Annotated in this window: 21 protein-coding genes; 3 read left to right on the forward strand and 18 right to left on the reverse strand. The window is 62.5% G+C overall.

From position 1 onward, the window contains the following. Positions 1-126: 126 nt before the first annotated feature. A complete protein-coding gene (locus tag LRK71_RS00335; protein WP_232400296.1) occupies positions 127-1029 on the forward strand; it encodes an HAD-IIA family hydrolase in 903 nt (300 codons plus the stop codon). Between the two features lie 29 nt (positions 1030-1058). Here the strand turns inward: LRK71_RS00335 and LRK71_RS00340 are convergent, their stop codons facing one another. Further along, entirely contained in the window at positions 1059-2837 is a 1779-nt protein-coding gene (locus LRK71_RS00340) for a carboxyl transferase domain-containing protein (RefSeq protein ID WP_232400297.1), read from the reverse strand. A 185-nt stretch (positions 2838-3022) separates the two neighbouring features. On the opposite strand from LRK71_RS00340, the gene LRK71_RS00345 reads away from it, so the two are divergent. Both LRK71_RS00345 and LRK71_RS00350 read left to right on the forward strand, forming a co-directional pair. Continuing rightward, the gene (locus LRK71_RS00345; protein ID WP_232400298.1) at positions 3023-4582 is read left to right on the forward strand and encodes an acyl-CoA synthetase; all 1560 of its coding nucleotides are present in this window, start codon (positions 3023-3025) and stop codon (positions 4580-4582) included. Positions 4583-4767: 185 nt separating this feature from the next. Continuing rightward, positions 4768-6867 carry a TonB-dependent siderophore receptor gene (locus tag LRK71_RS00350; RefSeq protein WP_232400299.1) on the forward strand — a complete coding sequence of 700 codons (2100 nt, stop codon included), beginning with the start codon at positions 4768-4770 and terminating at the stop codon, positions 6865-6867. 219 nt (positions 6868-7086) lie between these two features. Here LRK71_RS00350 and LRK71_RS00355 read toward each other — a convergent pair whose 3' ends face one another. From LRK71_RS00355 to LRK71_RS00435, 17 genes are all read right to left on the reverse strand, one after another. Then, the gene (locus LRK71_RS00355; RefSeq protein WP_232400301.1) at positions 7087-7926 is read right to left on the reverse strand and encodes an energy transducer TonB; all 840 of its coding nucleotides are present in this window, start codon (positions 7924-7926) and stop codon (positions 7087-7089) included. Continuing rightward, positions 7923-8306 (reverse strand): ExbD/TolR family protein, encoded by a 384-nt coding sequence (locus LRK71_RS00360; RefSeq protein ID WP_232400302.1) that lies wholly within the window; start codon positions 8304-8306, stop codon positions 7923-7925. The genes LRK71_RS00355 and LRK71_RS00360 overlap by 4 nt, the downstream gene beginning before the upstream one ends. 8 nt (positions 8307-8314) lie before the next feature. Beyond that, positions 8315-8692, reverse strand: a complete 378-nt coding sequence (locus LRK71_RS00365) for an ExbD/TolR family protein (protein ID WP_232400303.1) — start codon at positions 8690-8692, stop codon at positions 8315-8317. A gap of 4 nt (positions 8693-8696) precedes the next feature. Next, positions 8697-9638 carry a MotA/TolQ/ExbB proton channel family protein gene (locus LRK71_RS00370; RefSeq protein WP_232400304.1) on the reverse strand — a complete coding sequence of 314 codons (942 nt, stop codon included), beginning with the start codon at positions 9636-9638 and terminating at the stop codon, positions 8697-8699. Further along, entirely contained in the window at positions 9635-10735 is a 1101-nt protein-coding gene (locus LRK71_RS00375; RefSeq protein ID WP_232400305.1) for a siderophore-interacting protein, read from the reverse strand. Before LRK71_RS00375 ends, LRK71_RS00370 begins: the two co-directional genes overlap by 4 nt. A 9-nt stretch (positions 10736-10744) precedes the next feature. Next, positions 10745-11575 (reverse strand): ABC transporter ATP-binding protein, encoded by an 831-nt coding sequence (locus LRK71_RS00380; RefSeq protein WP_232400306.1) that lies wholly within the window; start codon positions 11573-11575, stop codon positions 10745-10747. After that, positions 11576-12610 (reverse strand): FecCD family ABC transporter permease, encoded by a 1035-nt coding sequence (locus tag LRK71_RS00385; RefSeq protein ID WP_232400307.1) that lies wholly within the window; start codon positions 12608-12610, stop codon positions 11576-11578. After that, entirely contained in the window at positions 12607-13641 is a 1035-nt protein-coding gene (locus LRK71_RS00390; protein ID WP_232400308.1) for a FecCD family ABC transporter permease, read from the reverse strand. The genes LRK71_RS00385 and LRK71_RS00390 overlap by 4 nt, the downstream gene beginning before the upstream one ends. A gap of 1 nt (position 13642) precedes the next feature. Then, the gene (locus tag LRK71_RS00395) at positions 13643-14617 is read right to left on the reverse strand and encodes an ABC transporter substrate-binding protein (RefSeq protein WP_232400309.1); all 975 of its coding nucleotides are present in this window, start codon (positions 14615-14617) and stop codon (positions 13643-13645) included. Between the two features lie 279 nt (positions 14618-14896). Then, a complete protein-coding gene (gene ureG / locus LRK71_RS00400) occupies positions 14897-15520 on the reverse strand; it encodes an urease accessory protein UreG (protein ID WP_232400310.1) in 624 nt (207 codons plus the stop codon). Continuing rightward, positions 15517-16188 (reverse strand): urease accessory protein UreF, encoded by a 672-nt coding sequence (locus LRK71_RS00405; RefSeq protein ID WP_232400311.1) that lies wholly within the window; start codon positions 16186-16188, stop codon positions 15517-15519. Before LRK71_RS00405 ends, ureG begins: the two co-directional genes overlap by 4 nt. Next, complete coding sequence (locus tag LRK71_RS00410; RefSeq protein ID WP_232400312.1) at positions 16172-16609, reverse strand: urease accessory protein UreE; 438 nt, start codon at positions 16607-16609, stop codon at positions 16172-16174. The genes LRK71_RS00405 and LRK71_RS00410 overlap by 17 nt, the downstream gene beginning before the upstream one ends. Positions 16610-16619: 10 nt before the next feature. Beyond that, entirely contained in the window at positions 16620-18362 is a 1743-nt protein-coding gene (ureC, locus tag LRK71_RS00415) for an urease subunit alpha (RefSeq protein WP_232400313.1), read from the reverse strand. Between the two features lie 72 nt (positions 18363-18434). Next, positions 18435-18740, reverse strand: coding sequence for an urease subunit beta (locus LRK71_RS00420; protein WP_232400314.1), 306 nt, complete (start codon positions 18738-18740; stop codon positions 18435-18437). Continuing rightward, positions 18737-18913: a hypothetical protein gene (locus LRK71_RS00425; protein WP_232400315.1), complete on the reverse strand. Its 177-nt coding sequence runs from the start codon at positions 18911-18913 to the stop codon at positions 18737-18739. The genes LRK71_RS00420 and LRK71_RS00425 overlap by 4 nt, the downstream gene beginning before the upstream one ends. Positions 18914-18925: 12 nt before the next feature. Next, complete coding sequence (locus LRK71_RS00430) at positions 18926-19228, reverse strand: urease subunit gamma (RefSeq protein WP_232400316.1); 303 nt, start codon at positions 19226-19228, stop codon at positions 18926-18928. A 1-nt stretch (position 19229) separates the two neighbouring features. Then, on the reverse strand, positions 19230-20078 hold the full coding sequence (locus LRK71_RS00435) for an urease accessory protein UreD (RefSeq protein WP_490363245.1): 849 nt from the start codon (positions 20076-20078) through the stop codon (positions 19230-19232). Between the last annotated feature and the right edge of the window lie 227 nt (positions 20079-20305).

The following is a 20305-nucleotide window of genomic DNA, read 5'->3' on the forward strand; positions in this document are numbered from 1 at the left end:
CGGCGGTGCGCTATCATGCGCACCGCCGGGCCTTATGCGTTTGCGGGCTTGTGCCTGCAGGCCGATCCGGGGCAGATGATCTGGCAAAACCAAACAAAACAGCAGGCAACGAAAGACGTGAGCAGGATGATCGACACAGATTGGGCCTTTGACCGATATGAGAGCGTGCGGGGCCTGCTGCCGCAGGCGCGCTTTGGGCTTAGCAGCCAGCAGGGGCGGGATCTGGGCGATACGGTCGCGGATTACGATGCCTATGTGTTGGATGCTTTTGGCGTGCTCAACCGTGGTGAAACCGCCATTGAAGGCGCGGTAGAGCGCATGGCCAGCCTGCGCGCCCAAGGCAAGCGGCTGATGGTTCTGACCAATGCGGCCAGTTACACCCGCGCCGAGGTTCTGGCCAAATATCATCGGCTTGGGTTCGATTTTACCGCTGATGAGGTGGTGTCGAGCCGTGATGTGGCCTTTGCCGGGCTGCCGCAACTGCCTGCCGAGCTGGTCTGGGGCGCGGCGGCCGCGCCAGAGGATGATTTCAGCGATGCCCCTGCGGGGGTGCAGATTGAACATCTGTCGGATGATCCTGATTTGCTGCATCGGGCAGGGGGCATTCTACTGTTGTCGAATGCCCGTTGGAGCGCGGATAACACCGCGATGCTGACCCAGGCGCTGCGCGACAACCCGCGGCCGCTGGTGGTGGCCAATCCTGATCTTGTGGCCCCGCGCGAAGAGGGCCTGTCGCTGGAACCGGGCCTGTTTGCCCATGAGGTGACCGAGGCCACCGGCGGGCGGGCTGATTTTTTCGGCAAACCTTTTGGCAATGCCTTTGACAGGGCTCTGGCCCGGTTGGGGGATCTGCCGCGCGCGCGGATCGCCATGGTGGGGGACACCCTGCATACCGACGTTCTGGGCGGCGCAGCAGCGGGGATCGGCACCATCCTGATCACCGATCATGGGCTGTTTCGCGGCCATGATGTTGCGCCCTATATTGCCAAGTCGGGCATTCGGCCGGACTGGATTGTCGCCACCACCTAACGCCTGGCCCTGTGGTGATGCGCCCCGGTTTACCAGGCATCGACATAGCGCGGTGCGGGGATGCAGGGTCCGGCGCAGGCCAGGGCGCGACTGATTTCGGCCCGGCTCTCGCCCGGATCAATCACTGCATCAAATTCCAACAGGCTGGCGGCATTCAGCGCCGTGCCGTTTTCATAAAGCGCATCAACCAGACGCCGGTATTCCGCCTCGCGCGCCACCGGGTCCTGGATGGCCTCCAGATGGGCACGCTGGCCCAGTTTGACCGCGCCCTCTAACCCCATGGCACCCACTTCGCCGCTGGGCCAGGCACAGCAGTAATGCGGTCGGTCAAACCCGCCGCCTGCCATGGCCATTGCCCCCAGCCCATAGGCCTTGCGCAGAATCAGGGTGACCAGCGGTTGCGAGAAATGCGCCCCAGCCAGAAACAGGCGCGACACATGCGCCACCTGGCCGGTGGCCTCGGTCTCGGGGCCGACCATGAAACCGGGGGTATCGCAAAGCGTCACAACCGGCAGCCCCCAGCTGTCGCAGAGCTGCAGGAACCGCGCGCCTTTGTCGGTGGCAGGGGCGTCGATGGCACCGCCCAGATGCAGCGGGTTATTGGCCAGGAAGCCAACCGCGCGGCCATTGATGCGGCCAAAGCCGGTGATCATCCCAGTGCCAAAGTCCCGGCGCAGCTCTAGCAAGGTGTCCGGGTCAAGTAGCGCGCCAAGGGCATCGCGCATATCATAGGCGCGGGTACGGTCGGCTGGCACCACCGATCGCAGGGCAGCAACCGGCGGATCTTCCACCTGCGTTTTGGTCAAGACTGGCAGGGACAGCAGGGTCTTGGTTTGGGCGACGGCCTCGGCTTCATCGGCTGTCAGCAGATCGATTACGCCGTTTGCCGCCTGCACGTCGCAGGGGCCGATCTCTTGCGGTTTGAAAACGCCAAGGCCGCCGCCTTCGATCATGGCAGGGCCGCCCATGCCGATCTGGCTGTTCCGGGTGGCGATCCGCAGATCGCAGACGCCAAACAGGGCGGCATTGCCGGCAAAGCACAGACCCGAAGCGATGCCGATTTTGGGGCCGCGATGGGCGGCAAACTGACGAAAGGAGGGCACGTTCAGCCCGGCGACCACCAGCGGTGCCACATCATGATCATTGGGTCGCCCGCCGCCGCCTTCGGCAAACAGAACGATGGGCAGATTGTCCCGCCCGGCCAGCGCGATCAGACGATCCATCTTGCGGTGGTGGTTATAGCCCTGGGTGCCGGCCATGACCATGTAGTCAACGGCCATTGCTGCAACGGGGCGCCCCGCGATGGTGCCAGTGCCGCAGATGATGCCATCGCCTTGGGTCCGGGCCTGCAAATCATCCAACGCGCGAGTGCTGCGCTGCGCCGCCACTGCCAGGGCCCCATATTCGGTGAAAGAGCCGGGATCGAATAGATCGTCGATGTTTTCGCGTGCGGTGCGGCCACTGCTGGCATGTCGCCGGGTCACGGCCTTGGGGCGGCTGTCATCGCGCAGCAGGGAGATACGCGCCTCAAAGGCGGCAAAATCTGCGCGCGGGCTATTGTCCTGGCTGGGCGGTGGCGCGGCGCGGACCTCGGCGGGGGCAAGGCTGATCAGAGGGTCTGCGCCGCGCAATTCATCGCCCGCGCTGACATGCACCTGGGTCACCACGCCGCTGCAGGGCGCACAGATATCCTGCTGCATCTTCATCAATTCAGTGACGAGCAACACCGTGCCCACCGCAACTTCATCTCCCACCGCTACGCGCAGTTCCGAGACGATTGCGGCATTTTCGGCTGTGATCGTTTTCACCTGATCCCTCCCTAGGGTTGTGGCTGTTCGCAGGGGCAAGCATGCGCCAGTTGCGCGGGCTTGTGCAAAGGACGTGCCGTCACTTTGGCTGCGGCGCTTTATTGAGCCCAGCAAAGGCGTTGACGGGCTAGAGACCTCCGCCCAATCTGTCGCAAATATTGCATCACTAACCGAAAGTTCGCATCATGCAGATCTCTTCCATCCTTCGGCGCGCCGCGCAGATCAACCCAAACGGGATTGCCACGATATTTGGCGCGCGTCAGCAAAGCTGGAGCGAGATGTTGGAGCGGGTCCAACGTCTGGCAGGGGCCTTGCAAGCCCAGGGGATGAAGCCGGGGGACCGGGTGGCGCTGGTTTCGCTGAACTCTGACAGATTCATCGAGTATTATTTCGCTGTGGTCTGGGGCGGCGGCGCCATGATGCCGATGAATATCCGCTGGAGTGCCGCTGAATGTGCTTATGCGCTAAAGGATGCCGGGGCCGAAATCCTGATCTGTGACGAGGCCTTCAAGACGCTGGCCGAAGAGATAAAGCCGCAGGTGCCTGGCTTGAAAACCCTGATCTATTGCGGCGATGCGGCAACGCCTGCAGGCATGGCAAACTATGAAGACCTGATCGCGGCAGCCGATCCTGTGGCCGATGCAGGGCGCGGTGGCGATGATCTGGCCGGGGTGTTTTATACCGGTGGCACAACTGGCTTTCCCAAGGGGGTGATGCTGTCGCATACCAATTTCTATGTGGGCGGCGTGTCCAACGCCCACGATATCAACATGACCGATGGCACCATCTATCTTCATGCGGCCCCAATGTTCCATATTGCCGATCTGATCTGGTTTTCTGCGCTGACCTTTATGGGGGGCACCCATGTGGTGATCCCCGCCTTCACCCCAGAGGCCGCGCTGGAGGCGATTGAGAAACACCGCCCCGACCAGACCCTGCTGGTGCCGGTCATGTTGCAGATGATCCTGCAAAGCGACAAACTGGCGCAGACCGATATTTCCTCACTGCGCCAGATCGCTTATGGCGCATCCCCCATCACCGAGGGAGTGCTGAAAGAGGCCTTTGAAAAGTTCCCGAATGTGGCCTTCCTGCAGGCCTTTGGCCAGACAGAGCTGAGCCCGGTGGCGACGATCCTGCCCACGGATTACCACGTCTTTGACGGGCCAAAGGCGGGCAAGCTGCGATCGGCAGGGCGGGCAACGCGGGTCTGTGAAATCCGCATTGTTGATGACACGCATCAGCCCCTGCCCGTTGGCGAGGTCGGGCAGATCGCGGTCAAGGGGCCGGTTACCATGTTGGGCTATTGGAACCAGCCCGAGGTGACGGCAAAAACCATCATAGATGGCTGGGTGATGACGGGCGATGCCGGCTATATGGATGCAGACGGCTTTGTCTTCTTGATGGACCGGGTGAAGGACATGATCGTATCAGGCGGCGAAAATGTCTATTCCGCCGAGGTTGAAAACGCCCTGAGCCAGCACCCGGATGTGGCCACCAGCGCGGTCATCGGCATCCCCAGTAACCAATGGGGCGAAAGCGTGCATGCCATCGTCATCCTGCACCCTGGCGCGCGGGTCACCGCCGAGGAACTGCAGGCCCATTGCCATGGGCTGATTGCCGGCTACAAATGTCCTCGCAGTGTTGAATTCCGGCAAGAACCTTTCCCGCTGTCGGGGGCAAACAAGGTGCTCAAGACCGATCTACGCAAACCCTACTGGCAGGATCAGGATCGCCAGATTTCCTGAACGCTCCCTGCGCCCCCGAGGGCAGAACAGGCTGCCATCGGGGGCGCGGGCTAGATGCGAAATGGCAACATAGCAGCGCCTTGCGCGCACCTGCCTTGACCCGGTCGACGTCAAGAGGTAGCGCGCAGATACCCAGCGAAATGTCAGGCAAAAATCGAAACCGCAAGAAGAGGCGGAAACCTGACATGTTTTTGCACCGAACCACCGTATCACTTTGGGCTTTGATGGCGGCCACGCCAGCCATTTCCCAGGTTGTACAACTCGAAGAAATCCTTGTTTCCGGCGATAGTGCCGATGCCTATTTTGGCGAGAGTGTCGCGCTGGACACTGGCAGCACCTCCAAGACTGGTGATGCGATTGTCGAAACGCCGCGCTCTGTTGCGGTGATCACCGCCCAGCAGATCGCTGAACGTGGTGCGCAAAACGTCGAACAGGCGCTGCAGTATTCGGCCGGCGTTCTGGGCGGGCAGTGGGGCCAGGATGCCCGCGCCAACTGGTCCCTGGTGCGCGGCTTTAGGCCCAGCACACTGCATGATGGGCTGCCGTCGCGCTATGGCAATTACAATGACACCAGCCCCGAACCATTTTTGCTGAACAGTGTTGAAGTGCTGAAAGGTCCGGCCTCTGGGCTTTATGGCAGCGGTTCTGTGGGCGGGGTGGTCAATACCACCTCTAAAACCGCCGCACAGGATAGCGATAACATGATTCAGCTGCAGGCCGGGTCGAACAGCCGCGCCCAGTTGGGGGTTGATGTCAGTGGCAATTTGAACGCCGACGGCACGCTGCGCTATCGCTTTGTCGGTCTGCTGCGCGATTCAGACGGTCCGGTTGATTTCTCAACCGATGATGCCCTTGCGCTTGCGCCCTCGATCACCTGGCGGCCGAATGATGATACCGAGCTGACAGTCCTCGCCAATTATCAGAAAAACGATGGCAGTCCGCTGATCCAGTTTGCCTCGCTCTACGGCACGCTGCTGCCTGCCACAGGCTTTGGCAATGGCACTTTCCTGGACAGCGACACCTTTGTCGGTGAACCCGGATTTGATATGTACAATTCCGAGCAGCGTTCTTTGACCGCGATGTTCAAGCACCGTTTCAACGCAACATGGAGCGTCAACGCAAGCGCGCGCTATCTGGAAGGTGAAGCGCTGTATCAGCACGCCTGGTGGGCCTTTGATAACACTGGAACTGGCCGCTACAATCCCGATGGCACCATCAATCGCACCTTTTACCGGGCCGAGAATGAGCTGAAAACCTGGGGGCTGGACAGCTATGCCACCGCTGAATACGCGCTTGGCGGGGCCGAGATGCGCACCATCATCGGCGCCAGCTATACCCAAGGCTATTATGACAGCGATACGGGGTACGGCGCGCAGGTTGGGCCGATTGATCCCTTCAACCCGTCTTACACTGGCTACAACCCGATCACAGTGACCGACACGGCAGGCAATACCATCACCGAATGGGGCCTGTATGTGCAGCAGCGCGCAGTGTTCCAGGACCGTTTGTTTGTGGATCTGGGGCTGCGCTATAGCGATATCGAGACGGGCACCAGCAACGGCAGTTTTGGGGCGACAACCGTGGCTGCCACAGACAGCGCTTGGACCGGGAACGCGGCGGTCCTCTACCGCTTTGACAATGGGTTGGCGCCCTATCTCAGCTATGCGGAAAGTTTCCGTCAGGATGCAATTGGCGCGGATGTCAACGGCAGACCCTTTGAACCAACCCGCGGCGAGCAGGTCGAACTGGGTCTGAAATATCAACCCGTTGGCACTGATACCCTGCTGACCGCTGCGGTGTTTGATCTGACCAAATCTAACATGACGGTTGCTGATGCCGCCAATCCGGGTTTCCAGGTGCAGACCGGAGAGGCCAGCGCCAAGGGCTTTGAATTTGAAGCCTTCCACCGCTTTGGCGATCTGTCTGTGAACCTGGCCTATACCTATCTCGATACCGAAGACGCCGATGGTGATCATATCGCGCAGGTGCCTCAGAACGCCGCCTCGCTCTGGCTGAGTTATGCACCCGTTGATGGGGCCTTGGCAGGTTGGAACCTGGGCGCAGGTGCGCGCTACAATGGGGCCGCCTGGGGGGGATCCAATACCTATCTGACCCCGTCCTATACGCTGTATGATGCGGCAGTTTCTTATGGGCGGGACAACTGGCTGGTGGCGCTGAATGTCCGTAACCTCACGGATGAGCGCTATGTAACCACCTGTCAGTCGGGGGCCTGCTACTTTGGCGAAGGGCGCAATCTGGCCCTGACCCTGACCTCGAAGTTCTGATCGAACAAGCAGATGGTCTGCGGGGGCGAATATCGAAGCCTGCCCCCGCAATCCCCCAAACCTGACAACGACTTGCCCCTGTGCCCATGAACGATGGGTGCGGGGCTTTTGTTGCCTGGGAAGGTCTCTGTCTAGATTAACGCGCCCAGATGCGCGCAGACCGGGGGCGGCGCAGCGCCGATGCATATGGGCCCGTCTCTTACAAATCCCAAGCGGGGGCTATTTGCTAAAGCTTATCGGCAGGGAAAACTTGGAGTGACCACCGCCCAGCTGCTTTGGCATCTTGGGAAACTTGCCCGCCCGGCTGACCGCTTTCAGCGCCGCCCGGTCAAAAGCAGCAGAGCCAGAGGATTTGACGACGCGCACATTGACCAGCGCGCCGCTGGCCGCAACGGTAATCTGAACAACCACCCGGCCATTGCCACGCCCATCCGAGGGGTAGCGCTTGCGCCGTTCAATACGAGAGCGGATCTTTGCCCCCCAAAGGGCCCTCAGCTTTGCCTGCCGCCCGGCGGATATTGTTGCCGTTGCACTGCGACCAGAAACCCCGGTCTGCGTACCGCCACCAGACCCGGCTGCGCGCTGGGCAGCGCGGTATTCCACCGTCTGATCAGAGATCGTCGCCTGGGTCGGTTTTGGGGGCGGCGTGGGCGCGGGATTTGGCCTGGGTTTCGGCTCAGGCTCTGGCTCAGGCTGGGGTTCAGGTTCCGGCTCGGGTGGCGGCGGGGGCGTTGACAGGTCAACCTCTACCACGGTGGCGCTGCCAGGTTGGGGCAGGGCCATCTGCACCGCAACCTGCGGTGCCTCTGCCAGTTCAAATTCGGGCATTTTCGGCGCCTCTGGTGTGTCGAGATCTGCGGTGGTAACCGGGGGCGGCGGCGGGCGTTCCCAGGTTTCCACCATCTCGGCAACCGTGGCGCTTGCCGCAGTGAGAGAGACCATGGCCTCGCCACCAGCACCGCTGGACTGGACGCCCGACGGCGGTGCCGTGGCAAACAGGCTGACATGGATCAGGGCGGCAAGCCCGGCAAAGACGGTGACTTCGGCGCTGCGTTTCATTGGGGCGTCACCACCAGTTCGGCCCGGCCAAGCCCGGCGGCGGCCAGTTGGCGCAGAATGCCGGCCAGCGCCTTGGCCTCTAGTTTGGCATCAGCGCGCAACAGCACCATCGGGGCCTCGCCGCCAATCTGCGACAGGCGCACCAGCGCGGCCTTTCCTTCGCTGCCGTCAAAATGCATGCGCCCCGCAGCGTCGATATACAGCACCGGATCAGCCTCGGCTTCGGCTTCCAGCGCGGCGCTGGGGGGCACGATCTCAAACGGGTCGGGCTGCGCCAGGCGCGATGTCATCAGAAAAAAGATCAGCAGCAGAAACACCACGTTGATCATCGGCACGATGGATTCAGCGCGTGGCCGACGGGGGGGCGATGAAAAATCCATCTGTGACCTTACTCTACCAAGACGACATTGCTGTAGCCGACGGCGCGCAGCAGGGTCGTGATATCAATGATGCGCTGCACATCGGCAGCATCGCGACCGCGCAGGATCACCAGGTCTTCGGGTTTGGCCATCAAGGGTGCCAGGGCTTCGCCCAGATGGGTTTCTGCAATGGGCACACCGTTGAGATCCAGGTTCTTGGCACCGATGCCCACTAGCCGTGGCGGACCACTATAGCTACCGCCTCCGCCCGCCAAAGGCAGCTCCAGGACTGCTTCGGTGCCAAAGCGCGAGGCCAGCATGAAGAAGACCAGCAACAAAAAGACCACGTCGATCATTGGCGTCAGGCTTGGCTTGCGTCGGCGTCTTGGGGGATCGCTGAAATGCATCTGATTACTCTGCCGCGATCTGCAGCTCTGGCGGGGTTTGGGAGACAAACAGGCGGGTGGCGCTGTCTTCAATGTCCTGGCGGATCCGGGTGAGGACGGCCTCAAACCAGGTCAGCGCAGCCGAGGCGGGGATCGCCACCGCCATGCCGGCCGCCGTGGTCAAAAGCGCCTCCCAGATCCCGCCGGCCAGCAGCGCTGGGTCGGCCTTGGAACCGGCCTGCTGCAGGGCCTGAAAGGCGGCGATCATGCCCAGAACCGTGCCCAGCAGCCCAAGCAACGGCGCGATGGTGGCAATCAGTTCCAGCGCGCCAAGCCCGGTGGCTGCCTGGGCCAGATGCTTTTTGGCCACCCGTGCAACCTCTTCGCGGGCGCGGGCTTCGGGGCGTTGCTGCAGGGCGACCAATCCGGCGCTGACCACTTTGGAACGAATACCCATGCGGCCCTTGACGATGGCCAGGGCTGCGTTGGGATGACCTGACTCATAGGCGGCGAGGGCCTGTCTTGCCTTGCCCTTGGACCAAGCCCCAATGAGCGCCAAGCGCCAGATCTTCCACAGGATCAGGGCCAGGGTAATCACCGAGAGCGCGGCAATCGCCCAGATGGAGGGGCCGCCATCACGCAGGAATTTCAGTGCTTTGTCAGTGCTTGCCTCGGCCAGTTGCAAAAACGCCTGATCCTGACCCAGAGGGGCGGTGTCGGGGGTGTTTGCGGCGGTCGCGTCCGGCAGGGCGGTGCCTTGCGGGGCAGCCGGTGCGTCAGTCGCAGCTGTCGGGGCCGCTGGTGCCAGGTCCGTGCCGGTGCTGTCGACACTGGGCGCTGTCATAACGGGGGCCGAACTGCGCGCCGAGGGGGTGGCAGAGAGGGCGGGCTGCTGGGAGTCTTGCGCGGTGGCCAGGGTGCCCAGTGCAAGCAATGCAATGGAAGGCAGGGTCATATAGCGGATCATTGCTGGCTCCAGTAGGCGGCGATATAGGTGGTTCCGGGGGCTGGGTCGCCCGCCTTGATGGCGGCGCGTACGGGGGTGACGGCGCTTTTTTCACCGGCAAACCAGAAGAAGTGATCGGGCAGGGCTGCGCGGGCCGTCAGGGCACGCTTTGCAAGATCCCCGGCTTCGGAGCGGGTCAGCCAGGTCACCTCTACCCCTTTGGGGGGCGCGACAGGATACCCGCAGGCGGCGCCCTGATCGGCCACAAGGGTGACCTGTCCCTGGCTGTCTGCCGAGAGGTTTTCCAGAATGCGTGCTGCTGCAGGAAAGGCGGTTTCATCGGCGAACAGCACAATTTTGTTGCTCTGCACCAACCCGCCGCCGCCGGGGCCTGCGATGGCCAGTTGATCGCCAACCGTTGCACCGCACACCCAATTGGTGGCGCGCCCGCCCGCGTGCAGAAAGATGTCAAACGCCATCAGCCCGGCCGCCCGGTTGATCCAGCGGGTGGTATAGACCGGGCGATGCAGCGCCTTGTCCCCCTTTGGCCAGAGAGTTGCGCCACTGGCGGAAACGCTTGGCCATTCTGGCGTGCTGCAACCTTCCGGTGGCAGAACCAGTCGGAAGTGTATCGCATCGTCCTGAAAGCTGCTGAGATCATCGGCTTTCACCTGCACCCGTAGGAAGCTTGTGCCGATGGGGGTGATGGATTGCACCGTAGTGAAATGCAGGTTTGGCGGCAGTTGGGCCTGCGGCGGTTCTCCCGTCCGAAGGGGTGCCCCTACCTCTGTCTGCGAGGGGCTGGCACTCTGTGTCCAGCGAAGACTTTCAGCGGCCTCGGGCAGCAGCTGTGCCAGCGTGTCGCAAAACCCATCCTGCAGCATGAACAATCGATCCGGCAGGGTGGCAGTGATGGTCACCACAGTGCCATTGCCGCAGGCCTCAAAGCGGTACTGGCCAAAGGCGGTGACCTCGATGCTGATCGCGCTGTCGCTGTCCTCCAGGATCGCTAGTTCATGCGCGCGTGCCTGCTGCAGCATGACCGCACGCAGCGGGGAAAAACCAACATCACAGAGCTCGGCTCTGGCCTCTAAGGGGAAACCTGTGGATATCGACATGCTGCGGTCCTATTCTGGAATGACATGAGGGGTGGCGTGCACCGGGTCGGAGATGATCTGGCATTTCAGGCCAAAGACCTGGGCCATGTTTTCGCGGGTTACCACCTGCTCTGGCCGCCCCTTGGCAAAGACCTCTCCGGCGCGCAGGGCGATCATGTGGTTGGCGAAGCGGGCTGCCAGATTGATGTCATGCAGCACCATCGCCACGGTCTGTCCGCTGTCCTGGTTCAGCGATTGTACCAGGGTCAGCAGCTCGATCTGATGTGGCAGATCCAGATAGGTCGTTGGCTCGTCCAGCAGCAGGATGTCGGTTTCTTGTGCCAGGGCCATGGCAATCCAGGCGCGCTGGCGTTGGCCACCAGACAGGGCTTCCAGGTTGCGCTGGGCCAGGGGGCCCATGCTGGTGCGCTCAAGCGCCTGCTCTACGGCGCGGGCATCCTGGCGCGACCACTGCTTTAGGGCGGATTGATGCGGGGTGCGGCCACGGCTGACCAGATCGTGCACCGTCAGGCCCTCGGGGGCGGTGGGAGATTGCGGCAAGATCGCCAGCCGCTGCGCCACGCCCCGGCTGCGCTGGTGGTGAATATTCTTGCCATCCAGCAGCACCTGCCCGGCCGAGAGCCGCTGCAGCCGCGCCAGAGATCGCAGCAGGGTGGATTTGCCACAGGCATTGGGGCCGACAATCACGGTGATTTCCCCATCGGGAATGTCGAGCGTCAGATCGCTGAGGATGGGGGCCTGTGCATAGGCGACCGACAGCGCCTGCGCGCGCAGGCGTACATCTCGGCTGGCGGGCTGGTGGGCGGACAGGCCAGGGGACTGGCAGGCGGGATGGGTCATTCAGAGTTTTCCTTTGCGAAGCTGGGTGACAAGCAGCCAGATCATCACCGGGCCGCCGATCAATGCGGTGAAGACGCCGGCGGGCAGGTGAAGGGTCACGATCATGCGGGCAGCAGTATCTGCGGCCAGCACCAGCAGCGCGCCAATCGCGGATGCGCCCAGCAGGGCAGGCTGGCCATTGCGCAGCAGGGAGCGGGCAATCGGGCCAGCGGCAAAGGCCACAAAGGGCAGCGGCCCGGCGCTGCAGACCGCCAGGGTCGCCAGGACAATGCCCAGGGCGGTGATGGTCAGCCGCAGTGGCGACAGCCGCAGCCCCAGCCCGCTGGCCAGATCCTCTGGCAGCCCCAGGCGCGCCAGCGGGAAATGCAGCCAGACAAGCACCGGTGACAGCAGCGCAAGCCCGGCCCAGACCAGGGTGACATCCTGCCAGTCGCGGGCGTTCAGAGTGCCGATCAGCCATTTGGTCATATCAGCGGCGGTGCGCGCATCCGTGCGGCTCAGCAACAGGTCGGACAGGGCGGCAAGGGCAAAGCCCCCCCCCAGCCCGATCAGCACCAGCCGCTCAGCCTGCAGCCCGTTTCGCCAGGCCAACCCGACCACCAGCACTGCGGTGCAAAATGCCCCCAGCAGCGCCCCCAGCAATACCGTGCCCCCGGTTGCAGCGCTGCCAGCGGTAATGATCGCCACTAGCGCACCACAGCTGGCACCAGCGTTGAAACCAATCACATCCGGCGAGGCCAGTGGGTTACGCAACATGGTCTGGAACATGGCCCCAGACAGGCCAAAACAGGCCCCGGCCCCAAGCGCGGTCAGAATGCGGGGCAGGCGGTGATCCAGCAGGATCATCTGTTCGATATCGCTGCCACCCCCGCCCAGGATGGCCACCCAGGTTCCCGCTACCAGCGGATAGGTGCCAAGGCGTAGCGCCAGCAGCGCCCCGGCTGCGATCATCAGCGCCAGTGCAAGCGCAACCGCACTGCCCCGCGCAGACAGGCGTAGCGATATAAAGGGCAGGCGCAGGGTCCAGTGGGTCATCGCAGCCCCCTTTCGTTTCGGCGCAACAGCCAGACAAAGGCGGGGCCGCCAATCAGGGCCACCATGACCCCGGCCTGCATATTACCGCCAAAGAAAGGCAGGCGTCCGACAAGGTCCGCCAGCATCAAAAGGCCAGCCCCCAGGAGGGCGGAAAACAGGGTGCACCAGCGCATATCCGCACCAGAAAAGCGCCGCGCCATATGCGGCACCACAAGGCCGACAAAGGCAATTGGTCCAGCCATGGAAACCGTGGCGGCACAGAGACACAGGATTGCCGCCACCGCCAGGGTCCGGGTGCCGGCGGTGCGCAACCCCAGCCCGCGGGCGGTGTCTTCGCCCAGGATCATCGCGTTCAGATGAAATGCGCTGATCAGCGCCAGCGCCGCGCCAAAGCCAAAGATGGGGAGCAGGGCAAAAATGGTCTGCATCTCAATACCGTCCAGCCCGCCCAGAACCCAGAACCGATAAACATCCAGGCTGCGCTGGCTGACCAGCAGCAGACTGCGCCCCAATGCCAGGAACAGCGCGCTAAGCGCCGCCCCGGCCAGGATCAGGCGCAGGTTGGACCCCCGTTGCCCGCCGCCAAGCAGAAAGACCAGAATGGTACTCACCAGCCCGCCCGCCATGGCAACCCAGACAAATGCGGCAGGATCAGAGATGCCCAACAGAAAGATGCACAGGATCACGCCCAGGGCCGCGCCCGCGTTGATGCCTAGCAGGCCGGGATCGGCCAGAGGATTGCGGGTCAGCCCCTGGATCAGCATACCCGAGGTCGCCAGCGCCGCCCCACCCAGCCAGGCCGCCAGCAGCCTTGGTAGCCGCATTTGCTGAATGACGATATGATTTGCGGTCTCTGGCGAATAGGCAACAAAAGAGGCCCAGATTTCGTTCCAGCCAATGGGGCGCAGCCCCAACCGCAGCGACAGGCAAGACAGCAGCGCCAAGCCCACGAGCGCCAATAGCAGCCAGAGGTGCCGATCCGGGATGCGCTTGCGCTGTGGTCGCGAGGCAGTTGTTGTGATCAGGGTCATGTTACCGCGCCTTTGGCAAGAGATCAGCCGCGACCATGCTGGGCACCGGCGTGGCGGGATCGCCGTCCATCGCCGCCTCGATCAGCGGCACCAGCCGATCAAGCGCGTAGTCGAGGCTGAGAGGGCTGGAATGGGACAGGGCTGCCGAAAGCAGCAGGTCGGCGTAAATCTCGCGCCCTTCGGCATAGGCCCGCAGGGTCGGGCGCAACGGCATGCGCTGCAACCGGCTGACAGAACCGCCGGCGTCCAGCCAGATCAGCGCATCCACATCAATTGGTGACAGGTCTTCCGCCGGGATCAGGGCGTAATAGCTGTTCAGCGCCGCACTGGAGTTGATCACCTCGGGCACCTTGAAGCCAAGAGCTTCGATGAATTGCCCGCGAATGTCTCGGGCGGTATAGGCCCCGGTTTGCCCACCCCAGACCATGACGGCGCTGGCGCCCTGCCAGGTGGGATGGCTGGCGCGCAGCGTGTCAAAGCGGTTTTCCAGATCGGCAATGATCTGCTGCGCCATCTGGTGCTTCCCGGTGGCCCGCCCAAGAACACGCAGCATATCTTGCCAGGGGGTGCCATAGGGGCCGTGCTTGGCCTGGGCCGGGATGGTGGGGGCAATGCGTGACAGCAGGCGGTATTCGGCCTGCGTCATGCCGGACCATTGGCCGACGATTAGATCGGGGGCCATCACGGCAATGGATTCGATGTCGATTTCGCCTTGCATGACGATGGGCTTTGCCGTGCCCAGGGTCGCTTGCGCCCAGGGCCAAACCCCATAGGGATAGGCGCCAAACCATTTGCGTAGCGCATAGGGGGGCTCTCCCAGTGCCAGCAGAAAGTCATGGCCGATATAGCTCAGAGAGACGATGCGGCGTGGCTTGGCCGGGATCAGGCTGCTGCCATATTGGTGATCAATTGTAACCGGGAAAGCGTCGGTATCTGCCACGGCCCTGCCGGGCAGCATGAGCAGCAGGACGAGCATCACCTGTGCCGTCAGCAGCGGCCAGGCCGCCCGGCCCGTATGGGACCGGAGCCAAGGCCTGCACCATACGGATATTAGCTGCCCCCAAGGGGGAGAGACACGCGCAACCAGACTCTTCGCCACCATACTGCTCCACTGCGCTGTTGCAGGCAGAGGCCTGAACAGGGCTTAAAGATATGGCTGGGCAAAGAGAGGAGGGGACTCTCTGACACCTTGCTGAAATTCAATGTGAAGGATCCATATTTATCCCTACCAGTTTTGTCAACAATGTGGTTGATGCTAATCCATGCCGGGCAGGCCACCGATTTCACGGATCCGGTTCCAGACCTGATCAACCCCGGTCCGGGCCTTGAGATTGGTGAAATAGCTGGGCAGGTCTGGCCGCATCCGGGCGGCATCGCGCGCCATGACATCCAGGTTGGCCCCAACATGGGGTGCCAGGTCGGTTTTGTTGATGACCAGAATATCTGACCGGGTCACGGCCGGCCCGCCCTTGCGGGGGATTTCCTCGCCGGCGGCCACATCAATCACATAGATGGTCAGGTCTGCCAGCTCGGGGCTGAAGGTGGCCGACAGATTGTCGCCGCCGCTTTCGATCAGTATGATTTCAACCTCGGGGTGGCGGCTGACCATTTCAGCCACGGCCGCCAGATTGATCGAGGCATCTTCGCGGATGGCCGTGTGGGGGCAGCCACCTGTTTCAACCCCGATGATCCGATCCGAGGGCAGCACCTGCATCCGCACCAGCGCTTCGGCGTCTTCCTGGGTGTAGATGTCATTGGTGATGACCCCTATCGAATGACGCCCGCGCAGGGTTTCGGCCAGGGCGGCGGTCAGCGTGGTCTTGCCGGCGCCAACCGGGCCGCCGATGCCGATACGAAGGGGGCCATTGGGGCTCATCATGTGCGAAAAATCCTTGAACGTTGGGTTTCATGTTTCATTGCGGCAATATCGCCAAGAAAGGCGGTGGCCGACAACCGCGTCAGATCACCATCCGCGCTGTGTTCCGCGATTTCGGGCAGGCGTTGAGTGAGCCGGTGCAAGATTTCTTGGCCTTCGGTCTGACCAACCGGCAACAGCCGCTGGCCAGCGGCGATCAGATTGGACACAAAGGCCTGCAGATACATCGACAGGGTCAGGTCCAGTGGCAGGGCCTGAGCGGCGGCCGCTGCCCCCAGCGCAACCGGATAGGTCAGCCCAGGCTGCCCAGGCGGATTGGTCAGCTCGGTCCCCCAGACAGCCTGGGTTACCCTGGAAAAACTTCCGCCTTGTTGGCAGGTTTCGAACAGGCGCTCTTTGCTGGCGGCAAAGGCGCGGGCGGTGGTGTCTGTGTCAATCAGGGTTTTGCGGGTTTTGGCGCGCCAGGCGGCGGCCAGAAACAGCGCATCCGAGCGCCCAGCGCCATGCTCCAGCAGGTCATCAAGCCAGTCTTGCAGATCGCTGCCATTGCGGACCCAGCCCTGATCCACCGCCGCTTCCAGCCCATGGCTATAGGCAAAGGCCCCAACCGGATAGGCAGGGCTGAGCCATTGGCTCAGCAGTAGGATCTGGGCGTTAGTGGCTGTGGCCATGGGTGCGTCCGTGCCCGTAGGCACCGCCTTCGGGGCAAAAGGGGGCTTCGACCTCGTGCAGGTCCGCCCCAAGTTTCTGCAACATATCGCGCAGCACATGATCGCGTTGGATCAACAGGCGGGTGTCTTCGATCTGGCAGGGGGTGTGGCGGTTGCCGATGTGCCAGGCCAGCCGCACCAGATCGCCGGTGACCTCCAGCAGGGCTTCGCTGGCGGGCACCACAGCGACCAGCCGCCCATCCGACAATTTGAAGGCATCGCCCCCGGAAACAGAGGTGGTCTGGGCCAGATCCACCAGGAACTGGGCACCGCTGGTGGTGGTCAGCACCTTGCGGCGCAGGAAGCGGGCGTCATAGGTCAGCGTGACCTCATCGTCGCTGTGATGACTGTGCAGAATTTCGCGAGCAGTTGGCAGTTCCATGCGGGTCTCCTCAGAACAGGAAATAACGTTGCGCCATGGGCAGAACCTCGGCAGGCTGACAGGTGAGCAGCTCTCCATCGGCGCGTACCTCATAGGTTTCGGGATTGACCTCCATCACCGGGGTAGCATCGTTCAGAACCAGATCTTTCTTGCCGATGTTGCGGGTGTTTCGCACCGCTACGGTCTGTTTGGCCAATCCCAGTGTCTTGCTGATGCCAGCGGCCTGCGCCGCCTCTGACACAAAGGTGACGGCATTGTTTTCCACCGCCCGGCCATAGGCACCGAACATGGGGCGCGAATAGACTGGCTGTGGCGTCGGGATCGATGCGTTGGGATCGCCCATCTGTGCCATCACGATGGATCCGCCCAGCAATACCATTTCCGGTTTGATGCCAAAAAACGCCGGATCCCAAAGCACCAGATCAGCGCGCTTTCCTTCGGTGATGCTACCGATTTCATGGCTGATGCCATGGGCGATCGCGGGGTTGATGGTGTATTTAGCGATGTAACGCCGCACCCGGTAATTGTCGTTGTCGCCGGTTTCCTCGGCCAGACGACCGCGCTGTTTCTTCATCTTATCAGCCGTCTGCCAGGTGCGGATCAGCACTTCGCCCACCCGGCCCATGGCCTGGCTGTCAGAGGCGATGATGCTGAATGCGCCCATATCGTGCAGGATGTCCTCGGCGGCGATGGTCTCGCGGCGGATGCGGCTTTCAGCAAAGGCGACGTCTTCGGGGATAGATTTGTCCAGGTGATGGCAGACCATAAGCATGTCCAGATGCTCTTCCAGCGTGTTCACGGTGAAGGGCCGTGTCGGGTTGGTCGAGGAGGGCAGCACATGCTCTTCGCCGCAGATCTTGATGATATCCGGCGCATGGCCGCCACCGGCGCCCTCGGTGTGGAAGGCATGGATGGTGCGGCCCTTGATGGCGCCGACAGTATGTTCGACAAAGCCGCTTTCATTCAGGGTATCTGTGTGGATCATCACCTGAACGTCCATGGCGTCTGCCACCGACAGGCAGCAGTCGATGGCGGCCGGGGTCGAGCCCCAGTCTTCATGCAGTTTCAAAGCGCAGGCGCCGCCCAGAATCTGCTCTTCCAGGGCTGCGGGCAGCGATGCGTTGCCCTTGCCGGCAAAGGCCAGGTTCATCGGAAACGCATCCGCCGCCTGCATCATGCGACCAAGGTGCCAGGCACCGGGGGTACAGGTGGTGGCCAAAGTCCCATGGGCTGGCCCGGTGCCTCCGCCCAGCATGGTGGTGAGGCCGGAATGCAGCGCGTCTTCGATCTGCTGCGGGCAGATGAAATGGATATGGCTGTCAAATCCCCCTGCGGTCAGAATGCGCCCTTCACCGGCGATGACCTCGGTGCCGGGGCCAACAATGACATCAACGCCGGGCTGGGTATCTGGGTTGCCTGCCTTGCCGATCTTGGCAATGCGCCCGTCCCGCAGGCCCACGTCGGCCTTGTAGATGCCAGAGTGATCGACAATCAGCGCATTGGTGATCACCGTGTCCACCGCCCCAGCGGCGCGGGTGGCCTGAGATTGCCCCATACCGTCGCGGATCACCTTGCCGCCGCCAAATTTGACCTCTTCGCCATAGAGCGCCGCACTTCTTGAGCCCGCAGCGCGCTCGGCGGTGAGGTCGCGTTCGACCTCGATGATCAGGTCCGTATCGGCAAGGCGCAGCCTGTCACCAGTGGTCGGGCCAAACATGGCGGCATAATCAGCGCGGGAAATCTGGGTGGGCATGCGGTTGAAACCTCGGCAAAACAGTTTGGTATTGGGGCGCAGTTGTATGCGCCCCGAGGGTGACAGCGGCGGTCAGAGCGCGCCCATGACCTTTTGGTTAAAGCCAAAGACCCGCCGGGCACCGGAAAAGGGCACCAGCTGCACCTCGCGGCGCTGGCCGGGTTCAAACCGCACGGCAGTCCCGGCGGCGATGTCCAGGCGGCAGCCATGTGCGGCGTCTCGGTCAAATTCCAGCGCCGGGTTGGCCTCGGCGAAATGATAGTGCGAGCCCACCTGCACCGGGCGGTCGCCGGTGTTCGCCACCATCAGAACCTGCGCCTCACGATCCGCATTCAGCGTCAGATTGCCGGGCGCAGGGAACAGCTCTCCGGGGATCATGTGCGCGTCTTCCAGGCAATATAGCCACCGACGATGACCAGCGCGACAAGCGCCGCAAGGCCCAGCATGTCTTTGGGGTGGGTGTGGATTTCTACCGCGCCATGGGCCAGCACTGGCGTGCTCAGTAGCGCAAGAGACAGACCGGAGGCGGCAGCAAAAGACAGAGTTTTCATAGGGGATTTCCTTTAGCGGATGGGGTTGTGAACGGTCACCAGCTTGGTGCCATCGGGAAAGGTGGCTTCGACCTGGACGTCATGGATCATCTCGGCGATGCCCGCCATGCACTGGTCACGGCTGATGACCTCGGCGCCTGCCTCCATCATGTCAGCGACGGAACGGCCATCGCGGGCGCCTTCCACCACAGCATCGGTGATCAGGGCGATGGCCTCGGGGTGGTTCAGCTTGACGCCGCGCGCCAGACGGCGGCGGGCCACTTCGGCGGCCATGGCAATCAGCAGTTTGTCTTTTTCTCGGGGGGTCAGGTTCATGTCAGATCATCCAGCATCGGGGAAGGGTATCGCGGGTTAAGCGGTTCAGAACAGGGATCAGGCTGAGGCGCAGATCATGGGCGTCAGTGGCCAGAAGGCGCAGCAGCAACAGATCATCCCCAATCACCGAAGCACCGGCTTTGTCGGGCAACAGCCTTCGCAACGGAGCCAGCTGCCCCGGCGCATCCGGGGCCACATAGATCAGTGTTGCCATGGCCCGGGCACCAGCTGCCACATGCGGGCGATCCAGCTGCGCCTGCATATTGCCGTTAAATCGCAGCCCGTCGCGATAGAGCATCTGCCCGTCGCGGCGTATGGAAATGTGGTCGTGAAACAGCCCCTGTGTCACCACTTCGCCCATGGCCATACGGCCAAAGATCAGTGGTTCCACCAGCAGGGCGCTGGCATCCGGAGCGAGATCCACATCGAGCCGACGCGACAGGGCGCAGCTTTGGAACAGAATGGTTTCCTGCGGCAGCCAGTTTACATGGCCACCAGCGGCAACAGTCAGTTTTGTCCGCAGCTGTCCTACTTCACCGGGCTGGGCGCGATAGGCGCGCTCGGCCGTCTGTGTGGTCAGGGTCAGGGCAGCATCAATTCCGACCACGGCGTTGATACGCATATCGTCGCCGCCGGTTATGCCGCCGGCTGTGTTGATCAGCACCGCCTCTAGCGTTGTGGTCTTGGGGCGCGGAAACAGGCACCTGAACGAGCCGGACTGGCGCAGCCCCTGCAGGGCCGTACCCCGTGCCGTCAGTTTTGCAGACAGGCTGACAGTACCGCGTGTGCGGGGCTGGCCGGGCTGAACCGGCTGGGCAGTTTGCTGCGATATGTCGGCTGTCAGGGTAATGCCGGTCTCCTCATGCGCAAAGTGGCGGGCTGCAATTCAGCTGCCACTTTTTTCGGCAGTTCTGGCCTGGGGCTCTACAAAAACCTGCAAAAATCAGGCCGGGAAAATCCAACTGCCTATTTTTTGGGTCTTGGGCGGGATGGATGCGCAAGTTTTGATCAATTCTGAGCATGGCATCGGGTTTCTCTGCCCTGCGCGTTGCTTCAAATGTCGCAATGCAGAAGCAC

Origin of the sequence: Pseudophaeobacter flagellatus, from assembly GCF_021228235.1 — a bacterium.
Taxonomy (GTDB): domain Bacteria; phylum Pseudomonadota; class Alphaproteobacteria; order Rhodobacterales; family Rhodobacteraceae; genus Pseudophaeobacter; species Pseudophaeobacter flagellatus.

Bases quoted from the DNA above. Each gene is read 5' to 3' on its own strand.
- LRK71_RS00410 (WP_232400312.1), bottom strand. From the start codon at position 16,609: ATGGAACTGCCAACTGCTCGCGAAATTCTGCACAGTCATCACAGCGAC.
- ureC (WP_232400313.1), bottom strand. From the start codon at position 18,362: ATGCCCACCCAGATTTCCCGCGCTGATTATGCCGCCATGTTTGGCCCG.
- LRK71_RS00345 (WP_232400298.1), top strand. From the start codon at position 3,023: ATGCAGATCTCTTCCATCCTTCGGCGCGCCGCGCAGATCAACCCAAAC.
- LRK71_RS00350 (WP_232400299.1), top strand. From the start codon at position 4,768: ATGTTTTTGCACCGAACCACCGTATCACTTTGGGCTTTGATGGCGGCC.
- LRK71_RS00420 (WP_232400314.1), bottom strand. From the start codon at position 18,740: ATGATCCCCGGAGAGCTGTTCCCTGCGCCCGGCAATCTGACGCTGAAT.
- LRK71_RS00430 (WP_232400316.1), bottom strand. From the start codon at position 19,228: ATGAACCTGACCCCCCGAGAAAAAGACAAACTGCTGATTGCCATGGCC.
- LRK71_RS00425 (WP_232400315.1), bottom strand. From the start codon at position 18,913: ATGAAAACTCTGTCTTTTGCTGCCGCCTCCGGTCTGTCTCTTGCGCTA.
- ureG (WP_232400310.1), bottom strand. From the start codon at position 15,520: ATGATGAGCCCCAATGGCCCCCTTCGTATCGGCATCGGCGGCCCGGTT.
- LRK71_RS00360 (WP_232400302.1), bottom strand. From the start codon at position 8,306: ATGGATTTTTCATCGCCCCCCCGTCGGCCACGCGCTGAATCCATCGTG.
- LRK71_RS00370 (WP_232400304.1), bottom strand. From the start codon at position 9,638: ATGATCCGCTATATGACCCTGCCTTCCATTGCATTGCTTGCACTGGGC.
- LRK71_RS00405 (WP_232400311.1), bottom strand. From the start codon at position 16,188: ATGGCCACAGCCACTAACGCCCAGATCCTACTGCTGAGCCAATGGCTC.
- LRK71_RS00335 (WP_232400296.1), top strand. From the start codon at position 127: ATGATCGACACAGATTGGGCCTTTGACCGATATGAGAGCGTGCGGGGC.
- LRK71_RS00395 (WP_232400309.1), bottom strand. From the start codon at position 14,617: ATGCTCGTCCTGCTGCTCATGCTGCCCGGCAGGGCCGTGGCAGATACC.
- LRK71_RS00385 (WP_232400307.1), bottom strand. From the start codon at position 12,610: ATGACCCACTGGACCCTGCGCCTGCCCTTTATATCGCTACGCCTGTCT.
- LRK71_RS00390 (WP_232400308.1), bottom strand. From the start codon at position 13,641: ATGACCCTGATCACAACAACTGCCTCGCGACCACAGCGCAAGCGCATC.
- LRK71_RS00375 (WP_232400305.1), bottom strand. From the start codon at position 10,735: ATGTCGATATCCACAGGTTTCCCCTTAGAGGCCAGAGCCGAGCTCTGT.
- LRK71_RS00380 (WP_232400306.1), bottom strand. From the start codon at position 11,575: ATGACCCATCCCGCCTGCCAGTCCCCTGGCCTGTCCGCCCACCAGCCC.
- LRK71_RS00365 (WP_232400303.1), bottom strand. From the start codon at position 8,692: ATGCATTTCAGCGATCCCCCAAGACGCCGACGCAAGCCAAGCCTGACG.
- LRK71_RS00355 (WP_232400301.1), bottom strand. From the start codon at position 7,926: ATGAAACGCAGCGCCGAAGTCACCGTCTTTGCCGGGCTTGCCGCCCTG.